The organism is Mesorhizobium sp. B2-4-1 (assembly GCF_006442185.1).
In the GTDB taxonomy this organism is placed as follows: Bacteria; Pseudomonadota; Alphaproteobacteria; order Rhizobiales; family Rhizobiaceae; genus Mesorhizobium.
In genome coordinates this window covers 71,894-89,323 of record NZ_VFVN01000008.1, presented here as the reverse complement: position 1 = coordinate 89,323, position 17,430 = coordinate 71,894, and the positions used below count along the sequence as shown (strand labels likewise).

Here is a 17,430-nt window from a genome sequence, read left to right as displayed (position 1 = left end):
GCGTGGCCTTGGTGCATGCAAGGTCACGCAAGCTCGCCTTGCTTAGTTCTTCTTTTTGTTGAGGAAAGTCCAAGGCGAGTTGACCGGTAGGGTTATTGTGTCCGGCACGGTGTCGACGCCGGTCACGTCTGCCTTGCGCACGGTATAGCCCGACTGGATGACCGAGACGCCGTCCAGGATGAAAAGCTGGCTCTTCTCCATGCCTGGTTTCAGCGCGCCGGTTACGGAAACCGGCTGGTAGGCCCGCGATATTTTGTAGGGCTGAGCCGGGGTGACCAGGACGATCTGGTTGGGTGGTGGTGTCGGCATGTGGCTGCAGGCGCCGGTCCACGGCACCAGTAGGAATTGATAGACAAGATCGCCTTCGCGATCGACCGGCAACGCATAGCCGGCTATTTGTATGGTCTTGTCCTGCAGGCCGAGGGATAACGTCTCGCCGCGATCGGGCAATTTTGCCGCGATCATCGGCAGGCCAGCTTCTTCGGCAACCGCCTGGGTCGCCGGGCGCAAATCCTTCCAGAATATGTGTGTGGTCTCGGCCGAAGCGAGGGCGGCTGTAAAAGCCGACATCGCGCCCGCGAACGCTGCCATGGCTATCAGACGTTTGGTCATCGGACGTTTTCCTTTGCGTTCGAGTAAAGACACCGCCACCGGCGACGTCAACGCTCGAGCCGCATTACATGCCGGCGAGAACCGGTCATGCCGGCGTCGTGAAAGCCGCGCGCCGCAAACATGTCGCGAAACCCCATGAAACGGTAGCTCGGCGATGCCTCGCCCACCGGATAGGCCTCAATGATATGCGCCCCCTTGGCGAACGCGTGGTCAATGGCCGCATCGAGCAATGCGGAAGCAAAACCGCGGCCGCGCAAAGCCCTTGGCACATAAAAGCAGACGATTGACCATACCCCCGTCTCGCTGTCGTCCTGCTGCTTTGAAAGCCTTCGGTAGGTTTCGCGCGGCGCGACCGAACACCAGGCAACGGTCTTGCCGTCGATCTGGGCGAGGATGCCGACCGGCCTGCCGGCATCGATAAGTGCCATCATCTGGCGCTTTTTCTCATCATTCGGGATGTGCTCGCGGACGGACTGCCGCCACGCCATGCACCAGCAATATCTTGGCGCACCCGGCTGCTCGAACAATATCTCGAAGTCGCCGCGTGTTGCCGGCGTCACCTCCGTGAACCGGATATCGGCAAGATCAGCTTTTTCTGGAGGTGAGCCGTTCCAGCCTTTTGGCATCCGTTAACTCCTTCACGGCGTCCCGGCCGATCCAGCTAACTCCTTCACGGCGTCCCGGCCGATCCAGCGCGCCGTCTTGTCGGATGATCCGGCCAACTTTTGCGCGAGCGCAAGGGCAGGGGCATGCAGCGCCGCCGAGCGTTTGCCGATCTGCCGCAGCGCCCAGCTGACCGCCTTCCTGACGAAATTGCGCGGATCGCCGGCATGCGCCTCGATCAACGGCAGATAGGCGAGAAACGTCGCGTCCGGCTCCTGCTTCAGATGCACTGCGCTCCACGCCACCATGGCAAAGCCGGCGCGGCGCACGAACTCGCGTTCGTCGGCAGCAAACTCCTCGATCAACTCACGCCGGAACGGCGTTTCAGCAAAGAGATCCGAAACGCTGTCTACGATCTCCCATGAATCGAAATCGCCGGCCCAGCGGCGGCACTGCTCGGCCGTGATCCTTTTCTGCTCCCCGGTGAACGTCGCCACCAGCCGCGCCTCGCGAACACCGCTGTCCCACAGGGCAAGCGCCCGCTCGTGATTGCGCTTCAGCTTGCGCGCCAGCGGCCGCAAATCCGAATTGCCTACACCAAGCGCCGTCGCGGTGTTGATGCCGAACCGGGCCATGCCGGCGCGGTTTTCCTGCGTGCCGATCGAGCGCAGGTGAGCGACGACGTCGTCCGCGCTCCAGCTCGGGCAGGGCAGGGACATCTGCGTTCTACTTTTCCAGCCTCGCCAGCAGTGAGGATGTGTCCCAGCGCCTGCCGCCCATCGCCTGGACGTCCTTATAGAACTGGTCGACGAGCGCCGTCACGGGCAGTCTGGCCCCGTTGCGGTCGGCTTCATCAAGGCAGATGCCGAGATCCTTGCGCATCCAGTCGACCGCGAAGCCGAAGTCGTATTTGCCTGCATTCATCGTCTTGTGCCGGTTCTCCATCTGCCACGAGCCCGCTGCGCCCTTGGAGATCACATCGATGACCTTCTCGATGTCGAGCCCGGCTTTCCTGCCGAAATGGATGCCTTCGGACAGTCCCTGCACCAGCCCGGCGATGCAGATTTGGTTGATCATCTTGGTGAGCTGGCCGGCGCCTGCCGGTCCCATAAGCCCGACCATCCGGGCATAGGCGTCGATGACGGGCCTGGCTTTGTCGAAGGCTGCCTGATCGCCGCCGACCATGACGGTCAGAATGCCGTTTTCGGCGCCGGCCTGGCCGCCGGAGACCGGCGCGTCGAGGAACGAGAAGCCGCGCTCCTGTGCGGTCTCGGCCAATTCGCGCGCGACCTCGGCCGATGCCGTGGTGTTGTCGATGTAGACGGCGCCCTTTTTCATGGCCTGAAAGGCACCGTCCTTTGCCGTCGTCACCGAACGCAGATCGTCGTCATTGCCCACGCACGAGAAAACAAAGTCCTTGCCTTCGGCAGCCTGCGCCGGCGTCAGGGCGAGAGCGCCGCCGTGCTGGGCGACCCATTGCTCCGCCTTTGCCCCGGTGCGGTTGTAGACGGTGACGTCATGGCCGCCCTTGTTCTTCAGATGCGCGGCCATGGGGTAGCCCATGACGCCAAGACCGAGAAATGCCACCGATGCCATGGCTTGTTCCTTCCGACGGGAGCAAAGATTGCAGTTGCGGAAGGTCTAGGCCATGCGGCGGATTCGTCAAGGCGCGCGCCGCGCCATCGACTGGCACAGATCAGGTAGGCTTACCGTTTCAGGTGAATGGTAATCCGGCGCTCGATCCATTCGACCCCGTGGCGCAGGATCTCGACCATCACCAGATAGACGATTGCCACCCAGACATAGGCCTGGAAGTCGAAGGACTTGGCGTAGGCGAGTTTCGCATTGCCCATCAGGTCGTAGACGGTGATGATGGCGACGATCGCGGAGGCCTTGATCATCAGAACGAGTTCATTGCCGTAGGGTCGCAAGGCCACGATGATCGCCTGGGGCAGTATGACCTTGCGCAGCGTCTGCAACTTGTGCAGGCCGAGCGAAGCGGCGCCTTCCCACTGGCCCCTTGGAACGCTCTCTATGGCGCCGCGCAAGATTTCGGCCTGATAGGCGGCCGTGTTGAGCGCAAAGGCGAACACGCCGCAGTTGAAGGCGTCGCGGAAGAACCACCATAGCCCAACCGATTCGAGCTGCACGCGGAAAGAACCGACCCCGTAATAGACCAGATAGACCTGGACCAGCAGCGGCGTGCCGCGGAAGAAATAGACGTAGCAATAGGCGGGCCACGACAGCAACCGGTTGTTCGACATGCGGCCATAGGTGACGGGCAGCGACAGGATGGCGCCGGCCACCATCGACACAGCCACCAGCGACAGGGTGGTTCCAAGTCCCTGCAGATAGGCCGGCGCATATCGTGCGAAGAACTCGCCGTTCCACGCGGAGACCAGATAGGCCAGTATGCCGAAGCCGAAGAGGATCCAGAGGCCGACGAGTGCGTATCCCACGATACGGGCACGCGGCCAGCCGCGCGCCGGCGGCGGCGGCCGATCGACGGCAATGGTGTCGGTGACGCTCATCGCGCTTCCTTCTGCCCGAGCGACCGCAAGATGAAGCCGGTGGCGATCGAAGACAGGATTGCCAGGATGAGAAAGACCAGCGCCGCGACGCTGTAGAACAGGAACGAATGTTTGGTGACGCGCGCCGCGACGCCCGCATTGCGCAAGGTCTCGGCGAGGTTGACGACCGAGACCAGGGCTGTGTCCTTGAGCAGGCTGAGCCAGCAATTCTCGAGACCGGGGAAGGCGATGCGCAGCAATTGAGGCAGGATCACCTTGCGCATGGTCAGCCACTTCGACAGACCGATCGCATAGCCGCCCTCATACTGGCCCTTCGGAATGGCGCGAAAGGCCGAAAGGAATACCTCGCTGGCATAGGAAGAGAAGATCAGCGAGAGCACGATCATGCCGGCGATGAAGCTGTCGACATCGATCGTCGCCTCGGGCCTGAAGAAGCGGATGATGTATTGCAGCAGGATGGGCATGCCGAAGAAGAACAGGAAGAGCGTCACCAGCTCCGGAAGGCCCCGAAACATGGTGGTGTAAATGTTCGCGGCCAGCCGCAGCGAAGGCTCTTCGGATTGCTTTGCCCAGGCAATGAAAAAGCCGATCGTCAGGCCGATCGGAAGCGTGGCGAGCGCCAGCGCGATGGTGACCACCGCGCCATAGGCGATATCGTCAAGCCAGCCATTGGGTCCCCAACTGAGAAGTGTCCATATGCTTTGGGCTGGCATCGAGTGGTGTTATCTCCAGAGCTCCCAGATCGGGTAAGGCGGCAGGGAGACCCTGCCGCCCTTGGAGGTGATTATCAGGACTCGGCGCCGTAGACGTCGAACTTGAAGTACTTGTCGTTGATTTCCTTGTATTTTCCGTTGGCCCTGATGGCGTCGATGGCGGAATTCAGCTTGTTGACCAGATCGGTCTCGCCCTTGCGCACCGCAATGCCCGCGCCAGGTCCGAAAATCTCGACCGGCTGCGGCGAGGGCTGGCCGAGGATCTTGCAGCAGGCACCGTCAGGCGAATCCAGCCACTGCTGCAGCACCACGATATCATCCTCGATGGCGTCGAGGCGGCCGTTGGCCAGATCCGCCTGTTCCTCGGGGCTGCTCGGATAACCCTTGATCGTGCTGTCGGTGTAGGTCTTCGAGGCATAGTTGAAATGGGTCGTCGTGGTGGCCACGCCGATACTCTTGCCGGCGAGGTCCTCCTTGGTCACGCCCTTCAGCGTCGAATCCTTCGGGACGGCGAGCGCCGAGGGCGTGTTGTAGTATTTGTGAGTGAAGTCTACCTTCTCGGCACGCTCCGGCGTGATCGACATTGATGCCACGATGGCGTCGAACTTGCCCGCCTGCAGCGCCGGGATGATGCCGTCCCAATCCTGGGCGACGAAGGTGCACTTGACCTTCATCTCATCGCAGAGCGCCTGGGCGATGTCGATGTCGAAACCGACGAGCTTGCCATCGGAAGTCAGGTTGTTGAAGGGCGGGTAGGCGCCCTCGGTGCCGATCCTCAGGGTCTTTTCCTGGGCCTGGGCTACGCCGAGCGTCAGCAGCGCGGCCGAAGCGGCGAGCGCGATACGCAGTGCAATACGCATAATGATCCTCTCTTTATGGTCCCGGCCGTCGTTCCGAAACGGCTCTGTGGGGGCGGTGCTTTTGACCGCCCGCTGGCCCGATACTCCCACTCTTTCCAAGAAAAAAGCAACTGCAAAACCACGAAAATCGGCAATGTCCTTCTGCCGTTACGTTACTTCTCAAGCAACGAGGCCGGTCGCGCGCTCGACGAAGTCGGCTATCGATTTCACGTCGTCGAGGTCGAACACCGGCAGGCTTTTGTCCTCGATGACGAAGTCGGCCGCAATGGCAACGATCCCGGGGTCACCCGCCGAAAGCGGCGTCCGGTCCTTCGCCTCCAGGCGCCGGGTTTCGATCTTGCGGTGGGCTTCGCGCTTGTAGCCTTCGACCAACACGATGTCGGACGGCGCAAGCCGCGACAGGATCGCTTCCAGCGCCGGCTCATCCTCGCCGCGCAATTCGTGCATCAGCGCCCAGCGATTGGCGGAGACGATGGCGACTTCCATGGCTCCTGCCTGCCGGTGGCGAAAGCTGTCCGCGCCCGGCTTGTCGATGTCGAAATCATGATGGGCGTGCTTTACGGTCGAAACCGTCCAGCCGCGCCCAACGAGTTCCGCGACCAGTTTCTCAGTCAGGGTCGTCTTGCCGGAGTTCTTCCAGCCGGTGATGCCGAAGAGGCGCTTGTTCATCTCAGATGCTCTGCAGCAACCGCGCCGCCTTGGCAAGATCGTCGGGGGGCGCTTTCGAGCCGCAGCAAGGTCTTGTCGCCACCGCCCCTGCGTCTGGATTGAATGCCGGCCAGCATCAATCCCGCAATATCTCTCACCATCATCGAGCCCGTGCGCCGTCGCGAAAATTCCCCGCGAGCCACTTATATGCCGTCCGGGGCCATGGCAGGACCAGTGCTTTCCGCGACGATCCTGCGCCGGCCGACGACGCGCTCACGATAAAGCGCGTAAAGGCCGGAGCCGACGATTGTGCTGGCGCCGATGATCATCGTCATGTCGGGGACATCGCCGAAGACCAGCAGGCCGAGCACAATGGACCAGAGCAGCGCCGTATAGCGGAACGGCGCTATGAAGGAAATCTCGCCCGAGCGCATCGCCATGATGATGAATTGATAGCCGATGAGCACCAGCACCGCTGCGAGCGCCAGCAGCGCAGTGGCTTTTCCCGTCATCGGTGTCCAGCCGCCCATCGGCGACAGCAGCAGCGCGCCGACCATGGTCATGGCCAATGCCGTTGCGGTGGAGACGAGCAGCGTGGGGATAGCCTGCGGAATCCGCTTGGTGGCGAGGTCGCGCACTGCGCAGCAGGCGACGCTGGCCAGCGCCACGAGCGAAAACATGCTGAACCCCTCGAAGCCCGGGCGCACCACGACCAGCACGCCGGCAAATCCAACGGCGATCGCCAGCCAGCGGCGCCAGCCGACCGCCTCGCCCAAGACAAGGGCCGCGCCCATTGTCACGGCCAGCGGCAGTGCCTGCAGGACGGCCGAGACGCTGGCGATCGGCAAATGGGCAAGCGCGACCAGGAAGGTCACCGTCGCGCCGGCCTCGGCAAGGACGCGCAGTGCCACCAGCGGCTGCAGCATCGAGCGCGGACGGACCAGCGCGCCGCGCTGCCAGGCAAGCAGGCCGACGAAGAGCGAGGCAAATGCGCCTCTGATCAGCATGACCTGCGCCATGTTCATCGACTGCGACGAATATTTGGTGATGGCGTCATTGAGGGTGAAGCCGGCCATCGCCACCACCATGAACAACGCACCGCGAAGATTGGGAGAAAGGGGCAAGATCTCTACCGGTTCTGCTTTGAAAAAAGCCTGTAGCAGCCGGGACCGAAACAGCAACGACAAAGGGCTGGGCCACGGCCTTGATCGCGGCCCAGAATTTCAACCGCGGATGACCGGCCTTACTTCTTCGGCGTTAGCACCTCGGTGCCGCTGCCGTCTTTGCCGGCGATCGTCCACAGGCCGTGCAGCGAGCCGTCGTCATCCATCTTGTAGACGACAAGGCCGATCTCCTTGCCTAGGACATAGCCGGCCGAGAAGGCGTTGTCGTTGCGCATGCAGATGCCGTCCGAGGACGAGCCGCCGGTTTCCCAATGGATCGTGCAGGTCGTGCCGCTTGTCAGCGTGATGGTTGCTTCGCCGCCATAGGCCGAACCATCGAAATTGGTGCCGGCGACATCGTAAGTGCCGCCGATGGATTGCGCCGCCGCCGGCATGGCGGCGAGGCCGAGCAAGGCAACAGAAAAGATGAATTTGCGCATAATGTTTTCCCCCAACGGAGCGAAAGCCGCTACCGGATGGAAGGCTAGGCGCGAAAACGGCTGGGGTAAATCAGGCGGGCATCCGCCGGCGGAGATTTATTGCGGCATGGCCGCAATAGTCACGGTCCCTCGAGGCTGGCGGCGATGGCGCCGACCAGCGGGTCGTATTTCGGCTTCACGGCCGGCGGATATTCGATCCAGACGGTGCGGATGACGCCGTCCTTGCCGAACAGGCGGCGCTCATAAAAGATGTTCCCGGCCTTCAGCCCCGAAAGCACGGCCCAGTCCTTTCCCGTCCTGCTGTAGGTGACCTTGTAACCCGCCTCCGTGCTGGCTTTCTCGGTCGCGACGAAGTGTCTCGGCGTGTCGTTGTCGATATTCAGGATGCCGGAACAGATCAGGCTGGCGTCGTCGGGCGCGAGCCATTGCTGGCCGTCACCGTTGTCCGGTTCGGGCTGGCGGTCGGTGAAAACATCATCGGGAAAGGTGCAGACCGTGCCGAATCGCTCGTTGGTGTAGGTGAAAGGAGCGGCGGCCGAGGGGATTGCCGCGATCGCCGCAACGAATGCCAATACCGAGCGCGCGCACTTCATTCCATTCCTCCAGCAGTCAGCCGGAAGCGATCCTGCACCAGATCCGTGGGAAAATCAGCCGCCGGTGACGCTCATATGCCGCGACACGGAGGGGCGGCTGGTGCGACGGTCGATGATGAAATCATGCCCTTTCGGCTTGCGCCCGATCGCCTCGTCGATCGCCGCGCTGACCAACTCGTTGCCTTCGGACGCGCGCAACGGTTCCCTGAGATCGGCGGCATCCTCCTGGCCGAGGCACATAAAGAGCGTGCCGGTGCAGGTCAGCCGGACGCGGTTGCAGCTCTCGCAAAAATTATGGGTCATCGGCGTGATGAAGCCGAGCCGGCCACCGGTTTCCGCGACATGGACATAGCGGGCCGGACCGCCGGTCTTGAACGGGACGTCTGTCAGCGTGAACTGGCGCTCCAGCGAGGCGCGCAGCAGCGACAGCGGCAGGTACTGGTCGGTGCGGTCGGCGTCGATCTCGCCCATCGGCATGGTTTCGATGACGGTCAGGTCCATGCCGCGGCCATGCGCCCAGCGCATCATCTCAGGCAATTCGGCGTCGTTGAAATCCTTCAGCGCCACGGCGTTGAGCTTTATCTTCAGCCCCGCCGCCTGCGCCGCATCGATGCCGGCCATGACCTTGCCGAGATGGCCCCAGCGGGTGATTGCGTGGAACTTGTCGGCATCAAGCGTGTCGAGCGAAACATTGATGCGCTTGACGCCGCAATCGGCGAGCTCGGCAGCAAAACGCGAAAGCTGCGAGCCGTTGGTGGTCAGCGTCAGTTCTTCCAGCGCGCCGCTTTCGAGATGACGCGACAGCTGACGGACCAGGTGCATGATGTTCTTGCGCACCAGCGGCTCGCCGCCGGTGAGACGCAATTTGCGCACGCCTTTTGCGATGAAGACGCTGCACAGCCGGTCGAGTTCCTCGAGCGACAGCAGGTCCTTCTTGGGCAGGAAAGCCATGTCCTCGGCCATGCAATAGGTGCAGCGGAAATCGCAGCGGTCGGTGACCGACACGCGCAGGTAGCTGATCGTGCGGCCGAAAGGATCGATCATGTCCATGCGTGAAGCGTTTCCCGTGGCTGTGAACGACGGCGTTATATATCACTATGTGATACGATCCGGCCTGTCGTTCAAGATAGCCGCTCTCGATCTTTGGTAACATTCCCCGACCGACACCGGATGTCGGCTGCCTGGTACGGGCTTTTCCAATCCGGCGAAGCGGCGTAGGGAAGGGCGTTCGAAACGGAAAAACACCATGACGGCGCCGAAGGAACTGCGGGTCTCCAAAGACCGCAAACTGCTCTCCGTGACCTTTCCCGGCCACCAGCCATTCGAGCTGCCGGCCGAGCTGCTGCGCGTCGCCTCGCCGTCGGCCGAGGTGCAGGGCCATTCGCCGGACCAGCGGGTGACCGTTCCGGGCAAGCGCGATGTCGCCATCCTCAAAATTGAACCGGTCGGCAACTACGCGGTGCGCATCACCTTCGATGATTTCCATGACACCGGTATCTTCACCTGGAATTACCTGCACACGCTGGGCCACGAGAAGGATGCGCGCTGGAATGCCTATCTTGCCGAGCTGGCACAAAAGGGTCTCAGCCGCGACCGTTAGCCGGCGGGCGTCGTCAAGATGTCATGGAGCGGGAGTAGGGGCGGCGGATCGGAAGACAAGACAATGTCCATCATAACCACCGTCGAACAGCTTGAAGCGTTCTATGGCCTGCCCGGCGAAGCCTCGGTGGTCAAGGAACTCGACCACGTCATTCCCGAATACGCCGCCTTCATCGAGGCCTCGCCCTTCGTCGCGCTGGCGACCAGCGGGCCGGAAGGGCTGGATTGCTCGCCGCGCGGCGATCTCGCCGGCTTCGTGCGCATCGTCGATCCGAAAACCCTGATGATGCCGGACCGGCGCGGCAACAACCGCGCCGATTCGCTGAAAAACATCATTCGCGATCCCCGCGTCGGGCTGCTGTTCCTGGTGCCGGGCTCCGGAACGACGCTGCGCATCAACGGCCGCGCGCGCATCACCACGGATGCCGCGCTTTGCGCGTCGTTCACGGTCGACAGCAGGCCGGCACGCTCGGTGAGCGTCATCGATGTCGATACGGTCTATTTCCAATGCGCCCGCGCCATCGTGCGGTCGGAACTGTGGAACCCGGAAAGGCATGTCGATCCGAAGTCCCTGCCGACGCCAGGAAAGATCCTGGAGATCACCAGCCGCAGGAACATCGACGGCGAAACCTATGACAAGGAATGGCCGGAGCGGGCAAAAAAGACGATGTGGTGATCCGCTGGACCGCAATGGCGGTCAGGCGTCCTTCAACACCTCGTAGATCTTGCGCATCTGCTCGCCGATCATGTCGCACTGCTCCGGCGTCGACTGGCTCATCGCTTTCTCGATCAGCGCCATGTGCACCTTCAGCGCCTGCATCAGCAGCGCCTCGCCGGCTTCGGTGAGGGCCAGCCGCAGGATGCGCTTGTCCTTCTCGTCGCCTTCGCGGCGCAGCAGGCCGCGAGCCTCGAGCTGCGGCAACAGCATGGTGACGTTGGAGCGGCCGACGAGCAGCTTGCGGGCGAGATCGTGCTGCGACATGCCGGGATGGCGGTAGAGATTCATCAAAACATCGAGCTGCGCGGGTTTCAGATCGAGCGGAGCGAGCTTCACGGCAAGCGTGCGCTCCAGCACATGGCAGGCGCGCGCAACCGCGACCCAGTTGCGAAACCGCGGGTTGTCCCAGGGCAGCTCTTGTTTATTGTTCATCTTTGAACTATTATGTTCATGCTTGAACGTATGGATGGATTCCCACTATGGCATCATTCGGACTGAAGGTCATCCGGGGTGTATTCGGGGCCGCCGAACATGTCGCCCCCCGCCTCACCGGGCGCGCCGCATTCGAGCTGTTCTGCCGTACGCCGAACGCCAGGGTGCTGAGCGAGGGCGAACGCCGTGCCGTCGACCGCGCGGCAGATTTCATGGATGAAGCGCGGCATCACCGGCTGAAAGCCGGATCCGGCTGCGTCATGGTGCATGAATTCCGTCCGGAGCCAGGCAGGGCGTCCGCCGGAACGGTTCTCGTCGTTCATGGGTGGCGCTCGCGCACCGAATATATGCGCATGCTGATCGAGGGCTACCGCGCCGCCGGCTACAGGGTCGTCTCGCTCGACCTTCCCGGCCACGGCCAATCGCATGGCCGGCGGTTGAACATGGTCAATGCCGTGGATGCGGTGCGAATCGCGGGCGAATGGTTCGGCCCGTTCGCGGCGGTGGTCGGTCATTCCTTCGGCGGCGCCGTCGCCGCCAATGCAATCGCCGGATCGATCAGGAACATTGCGCCGCTGGCGGCCGGGCGCCTGGTGCTGATCGCCGCGCCCAGTTCATTGCCGGCCATCTTCGCCGACTTCAGCCGCATGCTCAATGTCGGTCCGCGCTCGCAGGCCGCCATGGCGGACCGTGTCGAATATCTTTCCGGCCGGCCGCTGCACGAATTCACCGGCGATCGGCAGCTTGCCCAGGCGCCGGTGCCGACGTTGGTCATCCACGCACCCGACGATCGCGAAGTCTCGGCCGATCATGCCTGGCGTTATGCCGGCGCCGGTGACCATGTGTTGCTCCACTGGGCCGAAGGGCTCGGCCATCGCCGCATCCTGGCGGACAAGGGCGTGGTGGAACGCGCCGTCAGCTTCGTGGCCGCGCAGCGGGAGCCGTCGCTGCTCCATTGAACCGCAATCAGGGCTGTTTCTTCTTCTCGCCGGGTTCCACCGGCAGTCCGGCCGCCTTCCAGGCGGTGTAGCCGCCAAGGATATGCTTGACCCGCGACAGCCCCATGTCCTGCGCGGTCTTGGTGGCGAGCGCCGAACGCCAGCCGCCGGCGCAGAAGAACACGAAGCTCTTTCCCGAAGCGAAGAACGGCTTGTGATAAGGGCTCTCGGGATCGATCCAGAATTCCAGCATGCCACGGGTGACATGTTTCGCGCCGGGAATCCTGCCGTCGCGTTCAATCTCGCGAGGATCTCGCAGGTCGACAAAGATGGTGCCTTCGTCCTCGATCAGGGCTGCCGCTTCCTCGGGCGAAAGCACTTCGATCTCGGCATTCGCCTCGTCCAGCAGTTCGCGATAACCCTTTTTCACCGTTCGATCCTCCCGGCCCGTTTAGACTGGCGCTCCGTCCGTTCGGATTTCGAGCACAACGCCCGGCGTTTGTCATCCCGCGTCGGGACCGGCTATCGTCTTCCAGGCCGCCAAGGCCCCCTCCGCGGTCGCCAGCAGGGCCGCATGCGAAGCACCGTCGCGCGCCTGGATCGACATGCCGTGTTGAGCCGTCGCGAAAGAGGTCGCAGCGGCTTCGCAGTCGAAACTCCTCGGCAATTCGCCCACGGCCATGCGCCGAGGTCTGACGACGCCCCTGGGCTTCGACGGCCGGAGCGGATTGTGTCCGCTCCGGCCGTCACGATGTTGTGAAACCGTTCTGCCACAGCTGCCCCAAAATTTATGAAAGCTTAACGAAATCGGTATGAATCGGTATAGTCGCGTCTTACATCCGCCATGCGGTGGGCAAGACGCACGAGCGTGCGGAACGGAGCCGGTTGCGGCTGGAGCGGGTGACCATGAAATTGCCGGGAAACAAAGCTACCGCGTTGCCGCTTGCAGCGCTCGTGGCGACGCTGGCCCTGGGAACGCCGCAAGCAGGCGCGCAGGGGCTTTTCGACATGCTTTTCGGCGGCGGCGTAAGGCACGAGCCGCGAGGTGAGTTTCCTCCTCCGCCACCAAGGCGCAAGCCGAACCCCAACGTATCCGCCGGCGGTGGTGGCGGCGGCAGCGTGAAGATCAGCAGCCCTTCCTACTACACCTACAAAGCCGACAAGCTCGTGCGCGTCGACTTCTCGGCGCTTACGGCAGCGCCGCAGCCGGCGACGCCGCAGGACGCCGCCTTCGTGCCCTCAGCCACCGGCAACGCCTTTCGCGAGGCAATCGCCGGACTGAGCGACTACGAGCTCTATGCGGAGCCGGATATCGCCAAGGCGCTGATCGCCTATTATTCGGCCAATCCGGATTTCATCTGGGTGACCGGAGCCAACGCCAACAGCCGCGCACAGGACGCGGTGCGGGTGCTTGGCGAGGCGGCGAGCTACGGCCTGGCACCGTCCGACTACACGGTCGACGTGCCGACCGCCGCTGCGTCGACTGGTGACGCCGCTGCACGTTTGAAGGAGTTCGTGCGCTTCGAAATGGCGCTGTCGGCTCGCGTGCTTCGCTATGTCCATGATGCCCAAAGCGGCCGCGTCGAACCCAACCGCATGACCGGCTACTATGATTTCCCCGCCAAGCCGCTCGACATGGAAGGCGTTTTGAAGACGCTGGCGCACACCCAGGAAGTGCGCACCTATCTCGAATCGCGGCATCCGCAGAACCCGGAGTACCAGGCGCTGCGCGTCGAGCTGGAGTCGCTGCAAGCGAGCGCCGAAAACGAGATCGTCGTCGATCCCAAGCTGTTGCTGAAGCCGGGCGAAACCAGTCCCGAGCTTCCCAAGCTGCTGAGCCTGATCGCGCGCAATCTCGACGACGAGATGGGCGGCGCCTACGGCGAAGTGCTGTCGCGGCTCGCCACCAGCGACATCTACCTCCCTGAGCTGGTCCCGGTCATCAAGGCGGTGCAGCAAAAGGCAGGCATGAAGGGCGACGGCGTCATCGGACCGCGCACCGTCGCGTCGCTGGCCGGAACGTCCAAGGCCGACCGGCTGCTCAAGGTACAGGTGGCGCTGGAAGAACTGCGCTGGCTGCCATCCGACCTCGGCAGCCCGCGTGTGTTCATCAACCAGCCGGCCTTCACGGCGAGCTACATCGACAATGGCGAGGAAAAGCTGAAAACCCGTGCGGTCATCGGCAGGACCACCAACCAGACCGCCTTCTTCTACGACCAGATCAAGCAGGTCGACTTCCATCCCTATTGGGGGGTGCCGCAGTCGATCATCGTCAACGAAATGCTGCCGAGATTGCGCAGCGATCCGGGTTATCTCGACCGGGCCGGCTATGAGGTGACCGATTCGCGCGGCAAGCGCATTCCGTCCTCGGCGGTCAACTGGGGCGGCTATGGCGCGAACATCCCCTACAGCGTGCGCCAACTCCCGAGCGAGGCCAATGCGCTGGGCGAATTGAAGATCCTGTTCCCCAACAAGCACGCCATCTACATGCACGACACGCCGCAGAAGTCGTTCTTCCAGCGCGATATGCGTGCGCTCAGCCACGGCTGCGTGCGGTTGCAGGACCCGCGCGGCATGGCGGCTGCGGTGCTGGGCACGTCGGTCGACTACATCGCCGAGAAGCTGAAGCACGGGCACGCGACCGAGAATGTGACGCGCACGATTCCGGTCTATGTCGCCTATTTCACCGCATGGCCCGACATGTCCGGCAAGGTCGAATACTTCAACGACGTCTACGACCGGGACACGCGGTTGAAGCAAGCCCTGGACGCTACCGAAGCAGCACGCTCGCCGTCGAGCTGAGAATTCAGCGGGCCGAGAGCGGTCGCCGGAAACCGGCGTCGCGCCCTGCGATCAGCCAGTAGACAAGCCCGGCGACCAGGCCTGCAGCGGCGATGATGCCGATGTCGGCCCAGCGCTCCGGGGCCATGTCCTCGAGCGCGCTCGGCCAGATCAGGGCAAAGCCGCCGACCGCCGCCGCCCCGCCGAAGAGCATGTGGAGCCAGAAGCCGCGCAACGAGAAGCATTCGGCGATCAATGCGAACACCAATGTCTGCACCCCGGTCAGCACGATCGTCAGGAAATAGATGAACATGCCGACCGGCGGCACCACCAGCGCCGCGATCGGCGAGACGCCCATGAGGTCGAAATGCCGGGGCGCATTGGGTAGGGAGCTCAGCACGGCATAGATCGCGACAACGGCGATCAGACCGACCAGCGCGGCGACGAGATAGCCGGCAAGCACCATCAAGATACGTTTCAACACATGCCTGGCCGTCGCCATGCATACCCCCGTGAAGCTCCGCTGTAATCAGCCATCAAAGGTGCATTGGCGCAAGGGCAGGCACATCTCACGCCGCAGGCTCGGCATTTTCAGATTGGGACCGGTGATCATTGCGGGGAGGGATCGCAATACGGGTTGCTCGCCCCCGCAGGTTTTCTCCTGACGAAGCTATCTGGGCTCGGCTGTTACCGGATCATAGGTGATTTCGACCTTCGCCTTGTCGGCGGTGTAGTAGGTGACGGTATAGGCGCCATCATCCCAGTCGACCTCCTTGACATAGCGGAAGCCATCGCGCTGCTCGACCTTGGCGATGATGTCGGACAATTTCTTGGCATTGGGCGGCGGCAAAGGCTTGTCGTCCGCGGCGAAGGCCGGCCCGGCGCCGAGGAGAATGGCGACGCTTGTCGCCACGAGAAATCTGGTCATGGTTTTCCCTCAAGTTTCGACAGGGGGAAACTCAGTGATGGGGAGGTTTGTTCCCCAGGCGGGATGGATGGCCAGGCTATGCATCGGCTTTGTGACTGCCCTCGAGCAATTCCCGATTTTCTTGCAATCAACCCCGCCGGCTTTGTCCCGGCGCTACAAGACGGCGAATGATCATGGTCGAATCGATCGCGATTCTCGAATACCTGCTCGGCCGCACGGGCCGAGCCCGCTCGCCGTCGCCCCACATGATCCGGCTTTCGTCGCCTACCTGCAATTTTTCGGAGGGCTTCTCAACCCCCCACGCGTCAGGCTGACCGCTTAAGCTCTGCCACCTGCACACCCAGCCGGAACGCCTGACCGTCGGCGTATGAGCGCGCATAGCTTTCGGCTGAGAATGGGACGGTGGTGGTGACGCCATTGACGGTCACGCGAACCGACCACGACTTTTCCCTGACGATTTCAACGGCGTGTTCTGCCATGTTCTCCCCCGAGAATCTGACGTTGAGGAAGCTACCATAGCGTCGCCCAACTGATTTGCATACAAACAAACCGACAGATGGTGACGGAAACCCAAAATCAATAAGGGCGAGGCGCCAAGCTGTTTGGCCTACGCGCCAGTAGCTTTTTTGGACAAAGTGGAGGGGCCTAGTCATCCAACAAATCAGTTTAGTTGGATGGTGGGCGATGCAGGGATTGAACCTGCGACCCCACCCGTGTGAAGGGTGTGCTCTCCCGCTGAGCTAATCGCCCGCTCGTTGCCCGAAGGCCAAGCGAGCCGCGATATAAGGGAGGGCGGCCGGGTAAGTCAAGGCGGTGTCCGGCGTTCTCACAGGGGGCAATCGCTTCAGGTTTCGTCATACTCTTTCAAGCGCCGGCGCCGCCCCTCACCTGCCTGCCGGCATCCTCTCCCCGTATAGACGGGGAGAGGGGGCTGTGTCGCCGTTTTCGCCAATTTTTCACGTTGCAATGGAGGCGCCAGCGTTCCGGCCAGACCCTTCTCCCCGTCTCTGTGCGGGGAGAAATGCCCGGCAGGGCGATGAGGGGCGGCGCCGACTTCGATCATTAGAGGCATCCGCCGCAAACAGGAAACTGTCATTGAACCTGTCCCGGCCGCCCGCTATCCGTTCAATGTTGCGCCGCGGCGATCAGCCGCTCAGCTAGGTCCAGCGTCAGCGCGTCGAAATGCGAGATCACCGCCGAGGGCTCGAACTCGCGCACGTGGCGGTCGGTGTAGCCGAAGTCGACGGCCACCACTGGGATGCCGGCGGCTTTCGCGGTGTCGATGTCGGTCTGCGAATCGCCGACCATCAAAGCTCGGTGCGGGTCGCCGCCGGCGCGCTTGATGGTTTCGGTGAGGTGGCGCGGATCGGGTTTGCGGAAGGCGAAGGTATCCTGTCCGGCAATCGCCGCGAAGTGTTTGGTCAGGCCGAGCGCCTCGATCAGCGCCAGCGAGTTGGCCTCGTATTTGTTGGTGCAGACGGCCAGGAGGTAGCCGGCCTTCTCGAAGCGGGCGATCGCCTCGAGGACGCCGGGGTAGGGGCGGGACTTGCCGGGAATGTTGAGGGTGTAGTGGTCGAGGAATAGTTTCAGCAGCCGGTCGTGTTCGGCGACATCGAGCGACCGTTGCTGCGCGGCGTGCGCCCGTTCGATCATGACGCGGCCGCCATGGCCGACGAAGCGCCTGAAGCCGGCTTCGTCGACGGCCGCGAGCGCGCTGGCGGCAAGGCTGTGGTTCAGGCTGTCGAGCAAATCCGGCGCTGTGTCGATCAGCGTACCGTCGAGGTCAAACACGATGATCGGGCGGGTCATGATCCATCCTGGGCAGTTTATGCAATGGGCAGGCGATAAAGGCTGCGGCGCGTCAAGGCAAG

22 protein-coding genes, 1 tRNA gene and 2 pseudogenes are annotated in these 17,430 nt (G+C 62.8%); 4 read left to right on the top strand and 21 right to left on the bottom strand.

Annotation, left to right across the window (positions count from 1 at the left end; all coding sequences use genetic code 11):
* Positions 1 to 42: 42 nt before the first annotated feature.
* From FJ949_RS20790 to moaA, 13 genes and pseudogenes are all read right to left on the bottom strand, one after another.
* Positions 43 to 612, bottom strand: a complete 570-nt coding sequence (locus FJ949_RS20790; protein WP_140498637.1) for a DUF3299 domain-containing protein — start codon at positions 610 to 612, stop codon at positions 43 to 45.
* A 47-nt stretch (positions 613 to 659) separates the two neighbouring features.
* Positions 660 to 1,238: a GNAT family N-acetyltransferase gene (locus FJ949_RS20785; protein ID WP_140498636.1), complete on the bottom strand. Its 579-nt coding sequence runs from the start codon at positions 1,236 to 1,238 to the stop codon at positions 660 to 662.
* A gap of 12 nt (positions 1,239 to 1,250) precedes the next feature.
* Positions 1,251 to 1,934, bottom strand: coding sequence for a DNA alkylation repair protein (locus FJ949_RS20780; RefSeq protein ID WP_140498635.1), 684 nt, complete (start codon positions 1,932 to 1,934; stop codon positions 1,251 to 1,253).
* A 7-nt stretch (positions 1,935 to 1,941) separates the two neighbouring features.
* Positions 1,942 to 2,811, bottom strand: a complete 870-nt coding sequence (locus FJ949_RS20775; RefSeq protein ID WP_140498634.1) for an NAD(P)-dependent oxidoreductase — start codon at positions 2,809 to 2,811, stop codon at positions 1,942 to 1,944.
* A 110-nt stretch (positions 2,812 to 2,921) separates the two neighbouring features.
* Positions 2,922 to 3,746, bottom strand: a complete 825-nt coding sequence (locus FJ949_RS20770; RefSeq protein WP_140498633.1) for an ABC transporter permease — start codon at positions 3,744 to 3,746, stop codon at positions 2,922 to 2,924.
* Complete coding sequence (locus tag FJ949_RS20765; RefSeq protein ID WP_140498632.1) at positions 3,743 to 4,459, bottom strand: ABC transporter permease; 717 nt, start codon at positions 4,457 to 4,459, stop codon at positions 3,743 to 3,745. The genes FJ949_RS20770 and FJ949_RS20765 overlap by 4 nt, the downstream gene beginning before the upstream one ends.
* A gap of 74 nt (positions 4,460 to 4,533) precedes the next feature.
* Positions 4,534 to 5,319 carry an ABC transporter substrate-binding protein gene (locus tag FJ949_RS20760; protein ID WP_140498631.1) on the bottom strand — a complete coding sequence of 262 codons (786 nt, stop codon included), beginning with the start codon at positions 5,317 to 5,319 and terminating at the stop codon, positions 4,534 to 4,536.
* A 159-nt stretch (positions 5,320 to 5,478) separates the two neighbouring features.
* Positions 5,479 to 5,988 (bottom strand): molybdopterin-guanine dinucleotide biosynthesis protein B, encoded by a 510-nt coding sequence (gene mobB / locus FJ949_RS20755; protein WP_140498630.1) that lies wholly within the window; start codon positions 5,986 to 5,988, stop codon positions 5,479 to 5,481.
* Positions 5,989 to 6,038: 50 nt separating this feature from the next.
* A pseudogene (locus FJ949_RS31090) lies at positions 6,039 to 6,128 on the bottom strand (molybdenum cofactor guanylyltransferase MobA); the annotation flags it as partial.
* A 42-nt stretch (positions 6,129 to 6,170) separates the two neighbouring features.
* Positions 6,171 to 7,091 carry a DMT family transporter gene (locus FJ949_RS20745; RefSeq protein ID WP_140498629.1) on the bottom strand — a complete coding sequence of 307 codons (921 nt, stop codon included), beginning with the start codon at positions 7,089 to 7,091 and terminating at the stop codon, positions 6,171 to 6,173.
* Positions 7,092 to 7,210: 119 nt separating this feature from the next.
* The gene (locus tag FJ949_RS20740) at positions 7,211 to 7,570 is read right to left on the bottom strand and encodes a hypothetical protein (protein WP_140498628.1); all 360 of its coding nucleotides are present in this window, start codon (positions 7,568 to 7,570) and stop codon (positions 7,211 to 7,213) included.
* A gap of 119 nt (positions 7,571 to 7,689) precedes the next feature.
* Positions 7,690 to 8,163 (bottom strand): hypothetical protein, encoded by a 474-nt coding sequence (locus FJ949_RS20735; RefSeq protein ID WP_140498627.1) that lies wholly within the window; start codon positions 8,161 to 8,163, stop codon positions 7,690 to 7,692.
* 54 nt (positions 8,164 to 8,217) lie between these two features.
* Positions 8,218 to 9,213 carry a GTP 3',8-cyclase MoaA gene (gene moaA, locus FJ949_RS20730; protein WP_140498626.1) on the bottom strand — a complete coding sequence of 332 codons (996 nt, stop codon included), beginning with the start codon at positions 9,211 to 9,213 and terminating at the stop codon, positions 8,218 to 8,220.
* Positions 9,214 to 9,409: 196 nt separating this feature from the next.
* On the opposite strand from moaA, the gene FJ949_RS20725 reads away from it, so the two are divergent.
* Positions 9,410 to 9,763 (top strand): DUF971 domain-containing protein, encoded by a 354-nt coding sequence (locus FJ949_RS20725; RefSeq protein ID WP_140498625.1) that lies wholly within the window; start codon positions 9,410 to 9,412, stop codon positions 9,761 to 9,763.
* Between the two features lie 63 nt (positions 9,764 to 9,826).
* Positions 9,827 to 10,438: a pyridoxamine 5'-phosphate oxidase family protein gene (locus FJ949_RS20720; RefSeq protein WP_140498624.1), complete on the top strand. Its 612-nt coding sequence runs from the start codon at positions 9,827 to 9,829 to the stop codon at positions 10,436 to 10,438.
* A gap of 21 nt (positions 10,439 to 10,459) precedes the next feature.
* Here FJ949_RS20720 and FJ949_RS20715 read toward each other — a convergent pair whose 3' ends face one another.
* The gene (locus tag FJ949_RS20715) at positions 10,460 to 10,912 is read right to left on the bottom strand and encodes a MarR family transcriptional regulator (RefSeq protein WP_140498623.1); all 453 of its coding nucleotides are present in this window, start codon (positions 10,910 to 10,912) and stop codon (positions 10,460 to 10,462) included.
* Positions 10,913 to 10,959: 47 nt separating this feature from the next.
* On the opposite strand from FJ949_RS20715, the gene FJ949_RS20710 reads away from it, so the two are divergent.
* Positions 10,960 to 11,871 carry an alpha/beta fold hydrolase gene (locus FJ949_RS20710; RefSeq protein ID WP_140498622.1) on the top strand — a complete coding sequence of 304 codons (912 nt, stop codon included), beginning with the start codon at positions 10,960 to 10,962 and terminating at the stop codon, positions 11,869 to 11,871.
* 7 nt (positions 11,872 to 11,878) lie between these two features.
* Here the strand turns inward: FJ949_RS20710 and FJ949_RS20705 are convergent, their stop codons facing one another.
* Positions 11,879 to 12,280 carry a rhodanese-like domain-containing protein gene (locus FJ949_RS20705; protein WP_140498621.1) on the bottom strand — a complete coding sequence of 134 codons (402 nt, stop codon included), beginning with the start codon at positions 12,278 to 12,280 and terminating at the stop codon, positions 11,879 to 11,881.
* 72 nt (positions 12,281 to 12,352) lie between these two features.
* A pseudogene (locus FJ949_RS30755) lies at positions 12,353 to 12,529 on the bottom strand (TetR/AcrR family transcriptional regulator); the annotation flags it as partial.
* Positions 12,530 to 12,756: 227 nt separating this feature from the next.
* On the opposite strand from FJ949_RS30755, the gene FJ949_RS20695 reads away from it, so the two are divergent.
* Complete coding sequence (locus FJ949_RS20695) at positions 12,757 to 14,652, top strand: murein L,D-transpeptidase (RefSeq protein ID WP_140498620.1); 1,896 nt, start codon at positions 12,757 to 12,759, stop codon at positions 14,650 to 14,652.
* Positions 14,653 to 14,656: 4 nt separating this feature from the next.
* Here the strand turns inward: FJ949_RS20695 and FJ949_RS20690 are convergent, their stop codons facing one another.
* The 5 genes from FJ949_RS20690 to FJ949_RS20670 form a co-directional block, all read right to left on the bottom strand.
* Complete coding sequence (locus FJ949_RS20690; protein WP_140498619.1) at positions 14,657 to 15,133, bottom strand: hypothetical protein; 477 nt, start codon at positions 15,131 to 15,133, stop codon at positions 14,657 to 14,659.
* A 168-nt stretch (positions 15,134 to 15,301) separates the two neighbouring features.
* Complete coding sequence (locus FJ949_RS20685) at positions 15,302 to 15,559, bottom strand: PepSY domain-containing protein (protein WP_140498618.1); 258 nt, start codon at positions 15,557 to 15,559, stop codon at positions 15,302 to 15,304.
* 305 nt (positions 15,560 to 15,864) lie between these two features.
* Positions 15,865 to 16,038 carry a hypothetical protein gene (locus FJ949_RS30405; protein ID WP_181165341.1) on the bottom strand — a complete coding sequence of 58 codons (174 nt, stop codon included), beginning with the start codon at positions 16,036 to 16,038 and terminating at the stop codon, positions 15,865 to 15,867.
* A 196-nt stretch (positions 16,039 to 16,234) separates the two neighbouring features.
* A tRNA-Val gene (locus FJ949_RS20675) sits at positions 16,235 to 16,309 on the bottom strand.
* A 375-nt stretch (positions 16,310 to 16,684) separates the two neighbouring features.
* Positions 16,685 to 17,368, bottom strand: coding sequence for a phosphoglycolate phosphatase (locus tag FJ949_RS20670; RefSeq protein WP_140498617.1), 684 nt, complete (start codon positions 17,366 to 17,368; stop codon positions 16,685 to 16,687).
* Positions 17,369 to 17,430: the final 62 nt, after the last annotated feature.